The organism is Agrobacterium sp. CCNWLW155 (assembly GCF_036888815.1).
GTDB classification, from domain to species: domain Bacteria; phylum Pseudomonadota; class Alphaproteobacteria; order Rhizobiales; family Rhizobiaceae; genus Agrobacterium; species Agrobacterium radiobacter.
On the sequence record NZ_JBAKFW010000001.1, the window covers coordinates 1,357,861 to 1,376,442 of the forward strand.

At 59.5% G+C, this 18,582-nt stretch carries 17 protein-coding genes; 10 read left to right on the forward strand and 7 right to left on the reverse strand.

Going from position 1 to position 18,582, the window contains the following annotated elements; all coding sequences use genetic code 11:
• Positions 1-13 precede the first annotated feature (13 nt).
• On the reverse strand, positions 14-853 hold the full coding sequence (locus V6S97_RS06875) for a glycosyltransferase family 2 protein (protein WP_099086021.1): 840 nt from the start codon (positions 851-853) through the stop codon (positions 14-16).
• A gap of 189 nt (positions 854-1,042) precedes the next feature.
• Here V6S97_RS06875 and V6S97_RS06880 point away from each other — a divergent pair, with 189 nt between their 5' ends.
• Positions 1,043-3,307, forward strand: coding sequence for a methyl-accepting chemotaxis protein (locus tag V6S97_RS06880; RefSeq protein WP_129564917.1), 2,265 nt, complete (start codon positions 1,043-1,045; stop codon positions 3,305-3,307).
• Positions 3,308-3,447: 140 nt separating this feature from the next.
• Here the strand turns inward: V6S97_RS06880 and adh are convergent, their stop codons facing one another.
• The 3 genes from adh to V6S97_RS06895 form a co-directional block, all read right to left on the reverse strand.
• Positions 3,448-4,965 carry an aldehyde dehydrogenase gene (gene adh, locus V6S97_RS06885; RefSeq protein WP_004430297.1) on the reverse strand — a complete coding sequence of 506 codons (1,518 nt, stop codon included), beginning with the start codon at positions 4,963-4,965 and terminating at the stop codon, positions 3,448-3,450.
• A gap of 173 nt (positions 4,966-5,138) precedes the next feature.
• The gene (locus V6S97_RS06890; RefSeq protein WP_060725261.1) at positions 5,139-6,098 is read right to left on the reverse strand and encodes a helix-turn-helix domain-containing protein; all 960 of its coding nucleotides are present in this window, start codon (positions 6,096-6,098) and stop codon (positions 5,139-5,141) included.
• 105 nt (positions 6,099-6,203) lie between these two features.
• Entirely contained in the window at positions 6,204-8,288 is a 2,085-nt protein-coding gene (locus V6S97_RS06895) for a putative bifunctional diguanylate cyclase/phosphodiesterase (RefSeq protein WP_111784855.1), read from the reverse strand.
• Between the two features lie 305 nt (positions 8,289-8,593).
• Here V6S97_RS06895 and V6S97_RS06900 point away from each other — a divergent pair, with 305 nt between their 5' ends.
• From V6S97_RS06900 to V6S97_RS06920, 5 genes are all read left to right on the forward strand, one after another.
• Positions 8,594-9,202: a 50S ribosomal protein L25/general stress protein Ctc gene (locus tag V6S97_RS06900; RefSeq protein ID WP_004430287.1), complete on the forward strand. Its 609-nt coding sequence runs from the start codon at positions 8,594-8,596 to the stop codon at positions 9,200-9,202.
• A 298-nt stretch (positions 9,203-9,500) separates the two neighbouring features.
• The gene (locus V6S97_RS06905; protein ID WP_080866332.1) at positions 9,501-11,888 is read left to right on the forward strand and encodes an EAL domain-containing protein; all 2,388 of its coding nucleotides are present in this window, start codon (positions 9,501-9,503) and stop codon (positions 11,886-11,888) included.
• A gap of 17 nt (positions 11,889-11,905) precedes the next feature.
• The gene (locus V6S97_RS06910) at positions 11,906-12,619 is read left to right on the forward strand and encodes a substrate-binding periplasmic protein (RefSeq protein ID WP_004430279.1); all 714 of its coding nucleotides are present in this window, start codon (positions 11,906-11,908) and stop codon (positions 12,617-12,619) included.
• Between the two features lie 105 nt (positions 12,620-12,724).
• Positions 12,725-13,441, forward strand: a complete 717-nt coding sequence (pth, locus tag V6S97_RS06915) for an aminoacyl-tRNA hydrolase (protein WP_020011362.1) — start codon at positions 12,725-12,727, stop codon at positions 13,439-13,441.
• Positions 13,442-13,448: 7 nt separating this feature from the next.
• Positions 13,449-13,901 carry a GNAT family N-acetyltransferase gene (locus tag V6S97_RS06920; RefSeq protein WP_004430273.1) on the forward strand — a complete coding sequence of 151 codons (453 nt, stop codon included), beginning with the start codon at positions 13,449-13,451 and terminating at the stop codon, positions 13,899-13,901.
• Positions 13,902-13,904: 3 nt separating this feature from the next.
• Here the strand turns inward: V6S97_RS06920 and clpS are convergent, their stop codons facing one another.
• Entirely contained in the window at positions 13,905-14,216 is a 312-nt protein-coding gene (gene clpS, locus V6S97_RS06925) for an ATP-dependent Clp protease adapter ClpS (RefSeq protein ID WP_026363868.1), read from the reverse strand.
• 240 nt (positions 14,217-14,456) lie between these two features.
• Here clpS and ychF point away from each other — a divergent pair, with 240 nt between their 5' ends.
• The 4 genes from ychF to V6S97_RS06945 all read left to right on the forward strand — a co-directional run bounded on the left by ychF (position 14,457) and on the right by V6S97_RS06945 (position 17,485).
• Positions 14,457-15,560, forward strand: a complete 1,104-nt coding sequence (gene ychF, locus V6S97_RS06930; protein ID WP_004430264.1) for a redox-regulated ATPase YchF — start codon at positions 14,457-14,459, stop codon at positions 15,558-15,560.
• 315 nt (positions 15,561-15,875) lie between these two features.
• Entirely contained in the window at positions 15,876-16,349 is a 474-nt protein-coding gene (locus tag V6S97_RS06935; RefSeq protein ID WP_004430261.1) for a MaoC family dehydratase, read from the forward strand.
• Positions 16,346-16,813: a MaoC family dehydratase gene (locus tag V6S97_RS06940; protein ID WP_004430258.1), complete on the forward strand. Its 468-nt coding sequence runs from the start codon at positions 16,346-16,348 to the stop codon at positions 16,811-16,813. The genes V6S97_RS06935 and V6S97_RS06940 overlap by 4 nt, the downstream gene beginning before the upstream one ends.
• 63 nt (positions 16,814-16,876) lie before the next feature.
• Entirely contained in the window at positions 16,877-17,485 is a 609-nt protein-coding gene (locus tag V6S97_RS06945; protein ID WP_004430255.1) for a class I SAM-dependent methyltransferase, read from the forward strand.
• Between the two features lie 42 nt (positions 17,486-17,527).
• On the opposite strand, the gene V6S97_RS06950 is transcribed toward V6S97_RS06945, so the two are convergent.
• Positions 17,528-18,070, reverse strand: coding sequence for an adenine phosphoribosyltransferase (locus tag V6S97_RS06950; RefSeq protein WP_003494623.1), 543 nt, complete (start codon positions 18,068-18,070; stop codon positions 17,528-17,530).
• Between the two features lie 92 nt (positions 18,071-18,162).
• On the reverse strand, positions 18,163-18,579 hold the full coding sequence (locus tag V6S97_RS06955) for a GFA family protein (RefSeq protein ID WP_334426421.1): 417 nt from the start codon (positions 18,577-18,579) through the stop codon (positions 18,163-18,165).
• Positions 18,580-18,582 lie beyond the last annotated feature (3 nt).

Sequence of the window (18,582 nt, forward strand, 5' to 3'; positions counted from 1 at the left end):
AAAGCCGGTGCATTCACGGCAATGTCTCCGTTTTGAAAGTTTCAGCCCAGCTTGACCGCTTGCGCCGACGCAACAACCAGGCGACACCGATCAGATCGTGGATACCGACAAGCGCGCGGCCAATATTGGTGTAATGGGAATTTCCGTGCAGCCGCGCCCGGTGTGTGACGTCGACATGGGCGACCTGCCAGCCGTCGCGACTGAACAGCGCCGGGAAATAGCGGTGGTGATGATCGAAATAGGGCAAAGCGAGATAGGCGTCGCGGCGGAAGGCCTTGAGACCGCAGCCTGTATCGCGCGTGCCGTCCTTCAATATCCGCGCCCGAAGCCCGTTGGCGAAGCGGGAGGAAAGGCGTTTTCCAAGCGTATCACGCCGGCCGACGCGCTGGCCGGCCACGAGGCCAAGCCGGCTCGGGGCGCTGGCTGAGAGAAGCGGTGCGAGAAGTGCCGGCAGATTGTCCGGCGGGTTTTGACCATCTCCATCAAGCATGCAGATAACAGGCGCACGCGCCGCCTGCACGCCGCTATGGATCGCCGCCGATTGCCCGCCCTGGCGGTCGTGCCGGACGAGCCGCAGCATCGGATAACGGTCACCGAGCGCAAGCACTGCCTTGACCGTGCCGTCGGAAGATGCGTCGTCCACCACCACGATCTCGAAGGCGCCAACCGGCTGGCAGGCAGCAACGATCTCCGCCACGAGCGTTTCGACGCTCGCTTCCTCATTGTGCATCGGCACGACAACGGCGAAATCCGGCCTTGGTCTCACGCTGGCTCCGTCATATCCGTCCGCATTCAGTCCGCAGACATCATCGATAGTGGCGAGAGAAGGAGCGCGAAAAGCTTGCATGAACATGAACAGCCGTTGAACTTCACCCGATATGCGCCCGTTCTATTGCAGTTTTATTACGGGAAACGTCTCAGTGGCGGCCGGTTATTTTTTCACGGCATGCGGGAAATAATCGTACAATTCGCAGCGCTTTTAACGCGGCCGTAAGCAATTTTTGTCACCCTGCGCTCACGTTTTTTTGGGGGAGGAAACAGGATGCCGGGTGGGAATCCGACTGCTGTAAAAGCTAAATCATTGTCGATAAAAGCTAAATTTGCCGCGCTCGTCACGGGCGCAACACTGGTTTCATGCCTGTCCGTGGGGTTGTTGTCCTACGAGATGGGCAAGTCGGGCCTGATCGACGCCAGCGAAATCAGGCTCGAGACGGTTGCAAGCAACCAGTCCAAACAGCTTGACGCCTATACTTTGCGCGTCGAACAGAGCATTTCCGAACTGTCGCAAAACGCCGCGGTCGCGCAGGCACTGGAGACGATGACCACAGTTGTGCCGACGGAAAGGGATGCGATCCTCCAGGCTTTCCGCCGCGACGGCGTCTCCGAGGAGGAGCGCGCCTCCTTCAACGGCGAAGGGTTGCGACTGCTTTATGCCATTCGCCATGCCACGATCAATTCCACCATCGCCAGCGTCTGGCGCAACACCCGCGTCAGCGACATCTATGTCATCGATAAGAGCGGCCTCATTATATACACCGTGACCAAGGGGAAAAACTTCCTGACCAGCGTGACGGAACCGCAGAACGCCGCGATCAAGGAGCTGTTCGACCGCATCGAGGCCGGCAAGGACGGTGTCGTCAGCACCACCGGCTTCAGCGGTGGGGAAAATGATTCGGCCATGATCGGCATGCCGCTCGCCGTTTCCAACTGGGGCCAGCTGCAGCGCAAGGGCGCCGTCATCATGCGCATCGCCGCCGATCGCATCGGCGCAGTCGTGACGCCCGAGGAAACCGGCAAGACCATCGATGACGCCGTTCTTCTGAACGCCGACGGCAAACGCCGGGCTGGCGTTCTTTCGGGCGGCGCGGATGCCGCCGTTTCCGAAAGCCTCGCGGCTCTTTCCAACGCAAACGAGGCCGGAACGGTGATGGCGCAGACGCCTGCGGGCAACATCTTCTATGCCTATCGCCCGGTCTCCGTCTTCGGACAGAAACATCTTCTGGCCATTGGTCAGCAGGAGAGCAAGGTTCTCGCCGCCGCCAACGATCTCGCCTTCTGGGCGACGCTTGCGACACTGGCCGTGCTTGCGATCATGACGCTGATCGGCATTTTCGTTTCCGCTGGTCTCACAAAACCGCTGACCGGCCTTGCCGGGCTGATGGAGCGCCTGAACGGCGGCGAGAACAATATCGAGATCAAGGCCGTTTCGCGCGGCGATGAGATAGGCACCATGGCGCGCGCGCTGGAATCCTTCCGGCAGGGCATTCTGGACAAGCAGCGCATGGAAACGGAAGCCCATCGCAAAGGCGAGGAACTGGACGAGGAACGCGCCCAGCGGGAGATGGAAAAGGCAAGAAGCGCCAGGGAACTGGAAGAAGCCGTCGATGCCCTTGCCACCGGTCTTGCCAATCTTGCGGCCGGCAGGCTCGATCTTCGCATCGAGAAATCCTTCGTGCCTTCGCTCGATCACCTGCGCGTCGACTTCAACAACTCCATGGCGGGCCTGGAAGCGACGATCTCCAATATTGGCGAAAGCGCAAACGCCATCCGCTCGGGCTCCGGCGAACTGAAAAGCGCATCGGAAGACCTGTCGCGGCGCACGGAACGCCAGGCCGCAGCCCTTGAGGAAGCGGCCGCTGCTCTCGGAGACATGACGCAGGCTGTCAATCTGTCCTTGTCGCGCTGCAATGTCGCCGTCGAGGCGACGGCGGGCACGATGCAGGACGCCCATAAATCCACGGCGGTCGTCAAAGAGGCGATCGTTGCGATGGAACGCATCGAGACCTCGTCGGCCAAGATCCGCCAGATCATCGACGTCATCGACCAGATCGCCTTCCAGACCAATCTGCTGGCGCTGAATGCCGGCGTGGAAGCCGCGCGCGCCGGAGAAGCCGGAAAGGGCTTTGCCGTTGTGGCGCAGGAAGTGCGCGAACTCGCCCAGAAATCGGCAGCCGCCGCCCGTGACATCACGACGCTCATCGCCACCTCTGCGGGTGATGTGGAAAGTGGCGTGGCGTTGGTGCTGAAGACCGGTGAAAGCCTGGAGCAGATCCAGAAGCGCATCCAGTCGGTCAACGACCAGATCGGTGAAATCGCCACCGCATCGCGCGAACAGTCCGGCCGCCTCAGCGAAATCAATGCCTCCGTCAACGAACTCGACCATGTGACGCAACAGAACGCGGCCATGGTGGAGGAAACGACAGCCGCAGCCTTCTCGCTATCCAGCGAGGCGGACGGTCTGACCGAACAGGTGGGGCAATTCTCCGTCGCCGCCGTAAGGCAGCGGGATCAGCGTTACGCGGCATAAGTCGCAACGAAAAAGGCCGGAGGCAAAACCTCCGGCCTTTTATTTTGCCTGAAAACCTGATCCGGGCTCCCAGGAGCCGGAGCCCCTGGGAACACGCCGGCTTTATCGTGATGATCCGTCGCCGGCTTCCGGGGAGGAACTCAGAAGAAGCCGACCTTGTTCGGGCTATAGGACACGAGCAGGTTCTTGGTCTGCTGATAATGATCGAGCATCATCTTGTGGGTCTCGCGACCGATGCCCGACTGCTTGTAACCACCGAAGGCGGCACCTGCCGGATAGACGTGATAGCAGTTCGTCCACACACGGCCCGCCTCGATGCCCCGGCCGGCCCGGTAGGCAATGTTCGTATCGCGGCTCCACACGCCTGCACCCAGACCGTAAACCGTGTCATTGGCGATTTCGAGCGCTTCCTCAACCGTCTTGAAGGTGGTGACGGAAACAACCGGACCGAAGATTTCCTCCTGGAAAATCCGCATCTTGTTGTTGCCTTCAAAGACGGTCGGCTGAATGTAATAACCGTCCTTCAGATCACCCGTGAGCGTCTTGCGGTCACCGCCGGTCAGAACCTTGGCGCCTTCCTTCTTGCCGATCTCCAGATAACTCATGATCTTGTCGAACTGTTCCTGCGACGCCTGCGCGCCCAGCATGGTCGACGGATTGAGCGGATCGTCCTGGCTGATGGCCTGAACGCGTTTGATCGCCTTTTCCATGAAGCGGTCATAGATCGATTCATGAACCAGCGCGCGTGAGGGGCATGTGCAAACCTCACCCTGGTTAAGCGCGAAGAAAGCGAAACCTTCGAGCGCCTTGTCGAGGAAGGCATCGTCCTCGTTCATCACGTCGGCAAAGAAGATGTTCGGCGACTTGCCGCCCAGTTCCAGCGTGATGTTGGTGACGTTGTCGGCCGCATAACGCATGATTTCCTTACCGACCGAGGTGGAGCCGGTAAACGCGATCTTGGCGATGCGGTTGCTCTGCGCCAGCGGCTTTCCGGCTTCCAGGCCCGTGCCGTTGACGATGTTGAGGACGCCGGGCGGCAACAGATCTTCGATCAGTTCCATCACGACAAGAATGGAGGCCGGCGTCTGTTCGGCCGGCTTCAGCACCACGCAATTGCCGGCGGCAAGCGCCGGCGCAAGTTTCCACGCGGCCATCAGGATCGGGAAGTTCCACGGAATGATCTGGCCGACGACACCGAGCGGTTCATGGAAGTGATAGGCGACCGTGTCATTGTCGATTTCGCCGATCGTGCCTTCCTGTGCACGGATGCAGCCCGCGAAATAACGGAAATGGTCGATCGTCAGCGGAATATCCGCATTGGTCGTCTCGCGCAGTGGCTTGCCGTTATCCCAGGTTTCGGCCCGCGCGATGAGATCGAGATTGTCCTCGATACGCTGGGCGATCCTGAGCAGGATGTTGGAGCGTTCCGTTACGCTGGTCTTGCCCCATTTCTCTCTTGCCTTGTGGGCAGCATCCAGTGCGAACTCGATATCGGCCGCATCCGAGCGAGGAACTTCGCAGATCTTGTGGCCCGTGACCGGCGAAAGATTATCCATGTAGCGGCCGGATTTCGGCTCCACCCATTTGCCGCCGATGTAATTGCCATATTTCAGCTTGAAGGGCGCTTCGCCCGCTTTCTGCTGAACCTGAATATTCATGATTTCATCCTCCCTGATGAAAACGATCCGCGACGGACCGCATGGGAGAAAGGTGAGCCTAGATGGCGCTGTTCGGTAGAGGGGCGGCGCTGTTCCGCAGCGCACATTGTCTCACATCTGCGACAAAGGCGCTTCGATCCGGCATGATTGGCCGGATCGCAACCGCTTGGACCTTAATGCACGTCGAATTTCTTCATCTTGCGATGAAGCGTGGCGCGGCTGATGCCGAGCAGCGAGGCGGCTTGCGTGACGTTGCCGTTGGTGCGAGACAACACACGCCGAAGCGCCGAGCGTTCCGCTTCCGCAAGGTCGGAACCGCTGTCGTGGCGCTGCTCCTGCAGAATATCCGCAGCGGGCAGGCCCTGCGCGATCAGGGTATCATCGAGCTTCAGCGCAAGGCGTGCGGCGCGGGTTGCACCAAGCACAAGATCGTCCTGATCAACCGCAAGCAAAGAAAGCGCCGCGCCAAAACCACTCGGCACCACAACGATGCGCGCGCCCGGAAAGGCGCGACGGAAAAGATTGCCCTCGATGCGCTGCGCCGCATCCTTCACCGCCTGGGTGACGAAGGAAAAGGTCATCTCGTTAATATCGTCGCGGCAGGTGGAAATATCGAGTGCGCCCGTCACCCGGCCGGTATGGTCACGAATGGGCGCCGTGGTGCAGCAGAGTTCGGTATTCGACGTGAAGAAATGCTGGTCGCGATAAACCACCACCGAACGCTCATCGACGAGCGCCGTGCCGATGCCGTTGGTGCCCACACTCGCCTCGCTCCAGACCGCGCCGGACCAGAGACCAAGCGCTCGGAATTCTCGGTCATCGCCGGCCGCACCGCGTCTTTCCAGCGCAACACCCTGCGCATCGGTCAAAAGCAGGCAGCAGCCGGATTTGCCGACACTTTGGAAAATGCGGTCAAGTTCATCCGTGCTTTCGGCAATCAGGCCGGCCGCACTTTCACGGGCGCGGCGGAATTCATACTCGCTGAGAAAGATCGGTTTGCGGTTTTCCTCCGGTGCAAGATGATGTTTGACCATGCAGCGACGCCAGGAGGCGACAATCGGAGAACTTGCGGCGGCGGAACGGTGGCGCGCAGTTTCATACACGCGTTCCGCATGGGCGATGTCTGTCGGCATACGCTCCTCCCAAAGCTTTTCGGCGATGGTGCGCTGGAAGTGTTCACGTTTCAACAAAAAATTTCGCGACCACCATTGCCGGGCGCAACCGCGGGCTGCGCCAGACTATCGGACCGCCTTGAAATAACGCCGGCCGGCGCTCGCTTCCGTTTCATCCTCGGTCGAGAGAAACGTATCGTCCACGAGATTGGCGATGGAGGTCAGCGGTCCGGGCTTGCCGAAGAAGAAGCCCTGCACCTGCAGGCAGCCTTCGCGCCGCAGGAACTCGATATGGGCCTTCGTCTCGACCCCTTCCGCAAGCACCGGAATATTGAGGCTGTGCGCCAGAATGAGCGTCGAGCGAACGATCGCCTCCGACTGCACGTTGGTCGACAGGCCATCAATGAAGGCGCGGTCGATCTTGATCTTGTCGAAGGGGAAACTCTGCAGGGTCGAAAGCGAGGAATAACCCGTGCCGTAGTCGTCCATCGCGATCTTGACGCCGAGCGACTTGAGTTTGCGAATGGTAAGGAGCGCGTGGCGATGGTCGGCAATAATGCTGCCTTCGGTGATTTCCAGCTCGAGCCTTTCCGGCGCAAGCCCTGTCTCGGCGAGAATTTTCTCAACCTTGTCAGGGAAATCATTGTCCGCAAGCTGCTGCGGCGCGACGTTTACGGCGATGGCAAGCGATTTTTTCCACTGAGCGGCCTGCACGCAGGCTTCTCGCAGAACCCATTCGCCCAGTTCGACGATAAAGCCGGTCTGTTCCGCGATCGGAATGAATTCGGTCGGGGAGACCATGCCGCGTTCCGGATGGTTCCAGCGCAAAAGCGCTTCGAAACCAACAATGCTGCCGCTCCTGGTATCGTTCTGCTGCTGGTAATAAAGCTCGAACTCGTTATTGGCGAGGCCGCTGCGCATGGCGACGGCAAGCACGTTACGCTCACGCGCGGCCTCGTCCATGGATTTGTCGTAAAAGCATATGGTGTCCGACGTACCACTTTTTGCCCGGTACATGGCGACGTCCGCCTGGGCCATCAGCGTATCGGCATCGATGGAGCCGGTATTGCGAACCGATATGCCGACACTTGCGCCAACCGAAAATGTCTGCCCGTTCCATTCCACCGGCTTGCTGATCTGCTCGATCAATCGCTGGGCGAATTCCGCGCCATCGGCGCGGGTATAATAGGAATGGGTCATCGCCACGAATTCATCGCCGCCCATGCGCGCCAGGAACTCCCCGGCTTTCAGCACGGAACTCGCGCGGTCGGCGATGGCGCGCAGCACGGCGTCGCCCGCCGCATGGCCATGCACGTCATTGATTTCCTTGAAACGGTCGAGATCGATCGACAGAAGCGCGGTATGCGCGCCCAGCGAGACATGTCGCGTGCGACGATTGAGATGCTCGATGAATGCCGCCCGGTTGGGAATGCCCGTCAGCGGATCGTGCAGCGAAAGATGACGATAGCGGGCAACCGCCTGCTGGGTGGACTGGGCGTCGATGACATAAGTGGAAAGCCCGAGCGCCAGAAGCAGCAGCGTCACCGCAATGGCGCCTCCGCCCATGATGGCCGGCGGCAGCAGATTTTCCGGAATGATGATGCGCGGGTCAAACGCGAAGGACATCGAGGCCATGCCGGTATAATGCATCGAGGCAATGGCGAGGATGAGAAACGCCACCGCGCTATATTGGCAGAAACGGTTGAGAGGCCGGGCAATGCGATTGACCGCAATGGCGCCGAACACCGCCCCTAGCACCAGCGAGGCGATGACATAGGCCTGATCCCAGAAAATCATGCCCTGAACATTATAGGCAGCCATGCCGGTGTAATGCATCGCCGCAATGCCGAGGCCGAGGATCATGCCGCCAGCTTCCACCAGCACGCTGCGCCCGCCATAGGCGGAAATGCCGAAGCCGGCAGTCGTTGTGGTAATGGCGATCAGAAGCGATAGCCCGGTCAGATAGGGATCGTATCCCACGTCACCCGCGGCGACATAGCCCAGCATCGCCACGAAATGGGTGGTCCATATCGCCGCCCCGCCATTGACGCCCGCCAGAAACAGCCAGTTGACCTTCTGCACCCCCGTTGCCAAGCGTGCTTTTGAAAAAAGGCGCATCGAAACGAAACTACCCAGCATGCAGACGAAGACCGCTGCGACGGTGTATCGATAGTCGTGATCGATGGTGAGGCACTGGAGAACTTTGAGCATTGTCATCTACGCAATTGGAATTCTGCGCAGCCATATCATTCGCCAAGTTTTCACCCGGTTTATGTGGATGGATAAGCATATATTAAAAGTTGCAACACACGGATGAATTAGTGAATACTAATAAAATTATAAAGCGGCGCCCGTGAAAACGGGGCCACTCTTGTCTTTGGCTTCCGTTTGTATTATAGCGCCCGCACCCGTGTAGACACCCTTGGAGGCAACGCGGGCGGGATGGCCCTTGGCCTCTCCGGTTCAGGCCGCTTCGTTCGGCATGAACTCTCCATATAACCTCGAAAGGAATTGCCATGAGCAAAGAATCGTATGAGCTCAAGGCCGAGGCGCGCGAACGAGTTGGTAAGGGGTCCTCTCGTGAACTTCGCCGCAACGGTTTGATTCCCGCTGTCATCTATGGTGACAAGCAGGCCCCCATTTCCATCGCCCTGTCGACCAACGAAGTCACCAAGCGTATCCATGCTGGCGGTTTCATGACGACGGTTGCGATCATCGACGTCGACGGCAAGAAGATCAAGGTTCTCCCGAAGGATTACCAGCTTGATCCGGTCCGCGACTTCACCATGCACGTCGACTTCCTGCGCGTTTCGGGCAACACGCTCGTCAACGTTGAAGTTCCGGTTCACTTCGTCAACGAAGAAAAGTCGGACATCAAGATCGGCGGCGTTCTGAACATCGTTCGTCACACGGTGGAATTCCACTGCCCGGCCAACGACATTCCGGAATTCATCACTGTTGATCTCGCTGGTCTGAAGATCGGCGACAACGTTCACATTTCGAATGTGAAGCTGCCGAAGAACATCACGCCGGTTATTGCCGACCGTGACTTCACGATCGCAACGATCGTTGCTCCGGCTGGCGGCGTCGCAGAAGAAACGACTGAAGAAGCTTCCGAGGAATAATCGGCGGCCGCAAGGCCCGATAGCTTTGAAGAATGAGGCCCGTTCCGTTTTCGGAACGGGCCTTTTAGTTTTTATGAACTTTAAAACCAGAAAGCTTGCCGCCCACGCATGATACGGAACCCGTTTCAGCGTCGATTAACACTTCCATGAAACGATACCCTTGCGCTGTCGTGGAACACCGGCCGGGCTGAGGAAATGGGATGGGAAAACAGGCTCTTGCCGAAAACCTTCGCAAAACCTCTCCGGACAGACGAAACGGGCGCAGCAAGTCTGGGGCAAAGGGTAGCTGCAATCGAACATGGCTCATTCCGTCGAAAGTCGCTTTATCGCGATTGTTTCCGGCGCACTTCTTACAGTGGTCGCCCCGCTCTTCACGCTTTTGCTGACGCTTTCCTACCACGAAGCCATTCGCAGCCAGCGTAACCACCTTGAAATTCTGCTGTCGACCAATGCACAGGCGCTTGCCCGCCCCCTGTGGGACCTTGATGACGACACCATAAACCAGATTACCGGCACCCTCGTTTCCGACCCCGTGATCCGCATGGTCGAGGTCAAGGATACGTCCGGCCAGCTCGATATCGTCCAGACCGCCGGCAGCGACATCATTCAGGATGCCGCCTCGACGACGCGTGAGGTGACCTACAAGACCACGAAAGGCTCCGTCACGGTCGGGCAACTCACGGTCTATTATGACGATATCAGCCTTCTGACCTCTCTCAGCCGCAACGAACTGGCCTTCATCACGATTTTTATCCTCGCCGTCCTCGCCATCGTTCTTGCCGCCGTCGCCGGCAATCGCTTCATGGTCATCCGCCCGCTGATGCGGCTGGCGGCCGCGATAGAGGCAACGCGGCGTCTCGGTTCGCGCCATCACGTCGACTGGCGCTCGAAGGACGAAATCGGCCGGCTGGCGAAAAGCTTCAACGAAATGCAGACACAGCTCGAAAAGGAAGAGCTGGAGATCAAGAACGCGCATGAGCGAAAGACGGAAATCTACAACCGCACGCCCGCCATGCTGTTCTCACTCGACAGGCACGACCGCATCGCCGCCGTCAGTGACTATTGGGTGCAGGCGACGGGCTACGACCGTACCCGGATACTCGGGCTGAATTTTGCCGATCTCATCCACCCCGATGACCGGCTTCTGTTTCAGCAGCGCAAGACAGCGCACCCCTTGCCCGATACCTCGCATAGCGGCATCACCGTGCGTTTCCATTGCATGGATGGCAGCGTCATGGACGCACTCATCCTCGAAAAGGCCCTTGATTCCGGCGATGCGGCGCATCAGAGCACATGCCTCTGCGTCATGACCGACGTGACCGAATTGCGCCAGTCGGAAAAGCGCAATCGCCAGCAGGCCATTTCCGACCATCTGACCGGCCTCTTCAACCGTCAGGGCTTCGAGGCCATTCTCGATCTGCAGATCCGCGATGCGGACCGCAACGGCAGCGAACTCGCCTGCCTCTTCATCGACCTCGACCGGTTCAAGGCGATCAATGACAATCTTGGCCATGCCGCAGGCGACGCTGTTCTCAAACAATTCACGCTGAAGCTCGAGCCGCTGCTGACGCCGCTGGACAGCGCATCGCGTCTTGGCGGCGACGAATTTGCCATTCTTCTGGCCGGCGACAAGGTGGAAGAGCGCGCCCTGCAATTCTGCGAGCGTATCTGCACCATGTTGGATACGCCCTTCGAGATCGAGAACAACAGCATACGTCTCAGCGCCAGCATCGGCATGGCGGTCTATCCCCTGCACGCCTCCAGCGCGTCAGAGCTTTTGCAGAATGCCGACATGGCGATGTATACCCGCAAGCGGACGGGCAAGAACGGCTCGCAGGTCTTCGACAGCTCGATCATGGACCGGGCCCGGGAACATGCAGAACTGGAGCGGGATATCGCACAGGCGCTTTCCGAGGACTGGTTCGAGGCCTATTTCCAGCCGATTCAAGATCTTTCAACCGGCCAGACGGCTGGTTTCGAGGCGCTGCTGCGCCTCAACCACCCGGACAAGGGCCTGCTTTCTCCGGCCGCCATTGTCAGCCTCGCGGAAGAAAACGGCACCATCCAGCGCATCGGCAATGTCATTCTCGATCAGTCGATCGCCAATCTCGCCAGACTGTCGCGCCTGCCGGGCATGGAACAGACCTATGTAGCCGTGAATTTTTCGCCGCTGCAGTTCGAGCCGGGATTGCCGACGCGCATCGCCGGTGTTCTGCACCGCCACGGCATTCTTCCCAGACGACTGGTCATCGAGATCACCGAAGCCGTCATCATGAAAGACGATCCGCAAATCCGGGCGATCCTCAATGCCATCCATCAGCTCGGTTGCCGCATCGCGCTGGATGACTTCGGCACGGGTTATTCCTCGCTCAGCTATCTCAGCCGTTTCCCGGTCGATATCGTCAAGATCGACCAGTCCTTCACCCGCTCGATCTGTGATGACACGATGGAAATCAGGCAGCGAAACCGCATGCTGGTCGAAGGCATCGCGGCCATCTCGCACAAGATGAATTGTGTCGTCATTGCAGAGGGCGTCGAGACGGAAGAGCAGAAGGAACTTCTGACCGATATAGGCGCGGATTTCGGGCAGGGTTATTTCTTCGCACGCCCGCAGCCGGTCGAAAGGCTGATCACCTCCCTCGACATCGCGTCCGGGAAAAGCCGCATTGCGGCGCGGCAAGCGTGAACCGGCAGGGGGCCGCAATGGGATTGATCCGCTTTTGTCTGATCTTTCTTGCTCTCGCCGCTCCGGCCAGCGCGGCCAAGCTCTTCCTGACGACCGAGGTCTACCCACCCTATAATCTGCAGGCGAGCGACGGCAGCGTGCGCGGCGTCTATTTCGACCAGCTCAAGATCGTGCTCGAGGATACCGGCACCAGTTACGAGGTCGCCGTCATGCCCTGGGCGCGAGCCATTGCGTTGGCCAGCACACAGGCCATGCATTGCGTCTTTGCCGCTGCGAGAACACCGGAGCGGGAAAAGCAGTTCAAATGGGTCACGCCGATCCATATCGACCGCAATATCCTCGTGGCGCGCCGCAAGGCGAATGTCGAAGCCTCCAGTCTTGATGAGGCCAGGAAATATCGGGTGGGAACCCAGCGTGGCGACTACACTGAAGCGCTGCTGCAAAAGCTCGGTTTCCCGCAGGTGGATGTCGGTGCGGATTTCGAGATCACGCTTCACAAGCTGGAAGCCGGCCGCATCGACCTGATGCCCATGTCTGAAAGCACTTTCAAAAGCCTGCCCGCCGATACGTTCAGGGAGGTGATAACGTTTACGCGGCAACAGCTTGGGCTTGCCTGCAACAAAAGCGTGCCCGACGAGGTCATCGCAAAATTACAGGCCCGGCTGGACCGGCTGATCGCCGATGGAACGCAGCAGCGGATATTCGACCGCTACAATCTCGTCAGCCCCTGACCCATCCAAACTGCATAAAAAGCCCTAAATCCATAAAAAGATTGACAGCCGGCGGATTTCGGGGTGGTGACAACAGCATCATCTGGCAACATGCGGACATGCCCCATGAAGATCATCGCAGGACTCGGCAATCCCGGCGCGCAATATGCGGGAAACCGCCACAATATCGGCTTCATGGCCGTCGATGCGCTGCAGCGCCTGCCTTCTTTTGCGCCCTGGTCGAAGAAATTCAAGGCGGAGATTTCCGAAGGCGAGATCGGCGGCGAAAAGGTCCTGCTGATGAAGCCGCTGACCTACATGAACCTTTCGGGTGAATCCGTCGGCGAAGCCATGCGCTTCTTCAAGCTTGCACCCGCAGACATCATCGCCATTCATGATGAACTTGATTTGCCGGCCGGCCGCGCCCGCATCAAGACTGGCGGCGGTCATGGCGGCCACAACGGCCTGAAATCGCTCGACGCCCATTGCGGCAAGGAATACCGCCGTCTGCGCCTCGGCGTCGGCCATCCCGGCGACAAGGAGCGGGTGCACGGTCACGTCCTCGGGGACTTCGCCAAGGCCGACCGCGTCTGGCTCGATCCGCTTCTGGACGCCATTGCCGACAATGCCGCCATGCTGGTGAAAGCAGAGGATTCACAGCTGATGAACAAGCTGGCGCTGGCCACGGGCAGCAAGCCGGAAGCCGAGAAGCCGGCCAAGGCAGCCAAACCCGCCGCGCAATCCCATATCCATCAGGCACGCAACAGCGCCCAGCCGAAAAAACTGCCGGAAACCGGCCCGATGGCCGAAATGTTGAAGCGTATGTTCGGCAAGAAGGACTAGATCACCAATGTCTTCGGAGACCATCGTCCTGCGCGAAGCCCAAGCCGGCGATCTGGCTGGACTGCTTGAACTTTACCGGGCGCTCAATCCGTCCGATCCGGAAATGACGACAGAAGAAGCAGATACGGCTTTCGCGACCATGCTCGCCCAGCCGGGCCTGACCGTGTTTCTTGCGACCGAAGGCGGAGAAGCGGTCGCCACCGCCACGCTGCAGATTGTTCCGAACCTGACGCGCGCCGCCCGTCCCTATGCCCTTATCGAAAACGTGGTGACGCTGGAAACCCGTCGCGGCCGCGGATATGGCCGGGCGGTCGTGCGCCATGCCGTCGAGGTCGCTTTTGCGGCGAATTGCTACAAGGTGATGCTGCTGACCGGCCGGCAGCGCCCGGAGGTCCATGCATTTTACGAAAGCTGCGGCTTCGTGCAGAACAAGACGGGTTTCCAGATAAGGCAGGATTAACGCTCACTCCTCGGGCTCGGTGGTGAACATCAGCGGAAATCCCGCTTCCTTGCCGAGATCGGTAGCTTCCTTGGCCTTGGTCTCGGCAATATCCCGCTCGCAGACGACGACAACCGCGCTGCCGAAGCGATGCGCCGTCATCATCACCCGGTGGCCGGTCTCCTCGCTCATACGGAAGATGGCCTTCAGGACCACGGTTACGAAATCGCGCGGCGTATAGTCGTCATTCAGCAGAATGACCTTGTAGAGCTTCGGCCGCTCCAGCTTTGGTTTGACTTTCGGTTTTGGCTTGAGATCGACAGGACTGTCACTCATCATGGCCGCTCGTGCCTGTCGCTCATCGCGGTTGTTCATGGGAAACCCCGTTGATGACGAAAGATCGATCGCTTGACCCGCTTATATTGCGCCGCAACCACGCCATCGGCAAGCCTGCCCGAAATTCCTCACCATTAAAGGGGCTTTGCCCACCCAAATCGGCCCGCGGGCTTGACCTTGCCCTGCCCTTTCCGCAAAAGGCTCCTCAACGAATTCTTTCAAACGGACAGGTTTCAAGCCATGGGCTTCAAATGCGGTATCGTTGGATTGCCAAATGTCGGCAAGTCCACTCTCTTCAACGCGCTGACGAAAACGGCAGCGGCACAAGCCGCCAACTATCCCTTCTGCACCATCGAGCCGAATACCGGCGAAGTGGCGGTTCCGGATGCGCGCATGAAAATCCTCGCCGACATTGCCGGCTCGAAGGAAATCATCCCTACCCGCATCTCCTTCGTCGACATCGCCGGCCTGGTACGCGGTGCATCGAAGGGCGAAGGCCTCGGCAACCAGTTCCTCGCCAATATCCGCGAAGTGGACGCCGTGGTTCACGTTCTGCGCTGCTTCGAGGATGATGACATCACCCACGTCGAAGGCCGCATCAACCCCGTGGCCGATGCCGAAACCATCGAGACCGAGCTGATGCTCTCCGATCTCGAAAGCCTTGAGCGCCGCACGGAACAGACCCGCAAGCGCGCCACCGGCAAGGACAAGGAATCGCTGGCGCAGCTGCCGCTGATGGAAGCTTCGCTGAAGCTTCTGAACGAAGGCAAGCCGGTCCGCACCCTGCTCTCCACGCTCGATGCCGAAGAACTGCGCATCCTTCAGGGCCTCAACCTCCTGACCGCGCATCCGGTTCTCTACGTCTGTAACGTCGCCGAAAGCGACGCCGTCGACGGCAACGAACACACCAAGGCCGTTGCCGAAATGGCGAAAGCCCAGGGCGCAGAATCCGTCGTCATCTCCGCGGCGATCGAATCCGAAGTCGCACAGCTTCCCGATGAAGAGTCGAAGGAATTCCTCTCCGCCCTCGGCCTCGAAGAAGCGGGCCTCGACCGCCTGATCCGCGCCGGCTACAAGCTGCTCGACCTCATTACCTATTTCACCGTTGGCCCGAAGGAATGCCGCGCCTGGACCATCGAGCGCGGCACCAAGGCCCCGCAGGCCGCCGGCGTCATCCACTCCGATTTCGAACGCGGCTTCATCCGCGCCAACACCATCGCTTACAACGACTATGTCGCCTTCAAGGGCGAAGTCGGCGCGAAGGAAGCCGGCAAGGCCCGCGATGAAGGCAAGGAATATGTGGTTCAGGATGGCGACGTCATCCACTTCCGCTTTAATACCTGATCCGGCCCGGAGCAGGGAAAGGCCAAGTCGTTTCTTTTAACGTCCAGGGTGGCACCGCGTCGCCACCGTTTCTTCTCCCCGCCGGGGAGAAGGTGGCCCGGAGGGTCGGATTAGGGGGCTAGCTCTCCTGATATCACGACCCTTGCCCCCTCATCCCGCTGCCGCGACCTTCTCCCCCTCGGGGAGAAGGCGAAAGGCGCACCCGCTCGCCCAAACGCCTCTTCACGAATATGACCGCACCCTAGATTTGACCTTTACGTAAAGGGAAAAATCATCTTAGATGCGCCGACCTTGACTGTGCGAAGGGAGGACGCCATGACGCCGGTCGCGACTTATGCCTATGAGGATTTTCCCGTAGGGCAGGAATTTCCCCTTGGACCGCAATCGATTTCCGCAGAGCAGATCGTTGCTTTCGCCAGTGAATTCGATCCCCAACCCATGCACCTGTCCGAAGAGGCCGGGCGCCAGAGCATTCTCGGCGGGCTCGCCGCTTCCGGCTGGCACACCTGCAGCCTGCTGATGCGGATGATGGCCGACAGCTATATCTCGGACTCGACCTCACAGGGCAGCCCCGGCATCGACTACGTCGACTGGAAGAAACCGGTTCTGGCTGGTGATACGCTTTCGGGAAAATCCATCGTGCTGGAGCAGCGCCCTTCCGCTTCGCGCCCCGGCATCGGCCTCGTGAAATTACGCCACGAGCTTTATAACCAGCGCGGCGTTCTGGTGTCGCACGGGGAAAACACCGTCATGTTCCTGATGCGCGGTAATGGAGGCGTTACGGCATGAAACTGGCAGAACTTTCCCCGATCGGCGAACGCGTCACCCTCGATACGCTGCATTTTTCCGCCGAAGACATTATTCGCTTCGCCCGCGATTTCGATCCGCAGCCTTTTCACCTCGATGCCGAAGCAGCCAAGAACAGCGTTTTCGGTGGGCTTTGTGCTTCCGGCTGGCACACCGGTGCAGGCTGGATGAAATGTTTTCTCTCTCACTGGATGAAAGAGGTAAAAAGGTTGAAGCAACAGGGCCTGGAGCCGCCAAAACTCGGCCCCTCCCCCGGCTTTCGCGAACTCAAATGGAAAAAACCGGTCTTCGCCGGAGACGATGTCACCTACTTCGTCACCCTGCTCGACACCCGCCCATTGGAATCAAGGGCCGGCATCTGGTTGAACACGACCTTCAATGAGGGCGTGAACCAGTCTGGAGACACGGTGCTGACCTTCCGCAGCGGCGTGCTGGAGTTCGAATAGGGGCTGGCCCATATCACCCCGCCGCGATAGCTTCAAAGCAGGCATCACGGCGGGCAGGTCAATATGGATGATATTCTCAAGGGTTATGCCGAGGCGGCAACGCCGGAGCTGATTTCCAGATTCGATAATCTCGACTGCCGGGAGATTTACACGCCCGTCATCGACCTGCTGCCGTCGACACCGTGCCGGATCGCAGATATCGGCAGCGGCACCGGCCGCGACGCCGCCTGGTTTGCGGCGCAGGGTCACGATGTTCTGGCAGTCGAGCCCGTCAGCGAGCTTCGCGAACCCGGCATGCAATTACATCCATCGGATAAGATTACGTGGCTGGACGACAGTTTACCCGGCCTCGCGAAAGCCCGTCTGCACGGCGTCTTCGATCTGGTCGTCCTGTGCGGCGTCTGGCACCACGTCGACTACGAGGCAAGGCAAGCCGCGATGGAGAGCCTTGCGGAAATGACGGCGACGGGCGGCTTGCTGATCATGTCGCTGCGCCACGGCCCCGCCCCCGAAGGTCGCCGCGCCTTTGCCATTTCACCGGCGGAAACGACAGGCGAAGCCGCCCGTCTCGGTTTCACGCTGATCCGCCAGGCAGAAGTCGCCTCCATTCAGGCAGGAAACCGCGCTCTGGGCGTCCGCTGGACTTGGATCGCCTTACGGAAGACGGGATGAAAAAAGCGGGCTGCCGCAGCAGCCCTGATCAGTCTTTCAGCCTTAATGGCCGGAAAACTCCACCAACGTTCGCACCTCGACACCCAGATCTTCCAGCTTCTTGCGGCCTCCGAGATCGGGCAGGTCGATCACAAAACAGGCGGAAACGATCTCCGCACCCATCTGCCGCAAAAGCTTGACCGCGCCTTCAGCGGTGCCGCCGGTGGCAATCAGATCGTCAACCAGAATGACCTTTTCGCCCGGCTGTACCGCGTCCACATGCATTTCCATTTCGTCGACGCCGTATTCAAGGCTGTAGGCGACACGCACGGTGGTGTGCGGCAGCTTGCCCTTCTTGCGGATCGGCACGAAACCAGCCGACAGCTGATGCGCCACCGCCCCGCCCAGAATGAAGCCGCGTGCTTCCATGCCGGCAATCTTGTCGATCTTCGTTCCCGCGTAGGGCTGCACGAGTTCGTCCACCGCGCGGCGGAAAGCCCGTGGATTGCCGAGCAGTGTCGTGATGTCCCTGAAGATGATGCCCGGCTTCGGATAGTCGGGAATGGAACGGATGGCAGCGGAAAGCTCCGAAGCGATAACGGTCATGGTATTTCCAGTTAAGACAAGGGAAGTGGATCAGAAGGTTCGGATTACCCTATCAACTTGACGGCTGCGGACCAACTAAAAAGGACCGGCGCTCACTCCGCGGGTGACATTCCCTTGATCCGCGCCCAGGCCGGGCAGACATCCTCGAAGGAATACGACAGGGGCCGCAACGCCTCATCATCTCTGTCATCGAAGCTTCCCGAGACCAGCGCGACGGTCGGTGCGTCATCAATGGCGCCGAGCGTGCTGCCGCAGACCGGGCAGAAAGCCCGGCTGGAATAATCGGAGGATCGGAAAGTCGAGGGCGCGCCGCCCTCTCCCGTCCATGTCACCGCATCCCTCTCGAACTCCACCCAGGCAAGGCTGGGGGCGCCGGAATGCCGCTGGCAGATATCGCAGGAGCAGGTGTGTGGATTGCCGGGCTCGCCCGTTACTTCAAAACGGATGGAGCCACACAGGCAACCGCCGCTGCGATTTTTGTCATTTCCACCATCTCCCCCTGAACACATGAA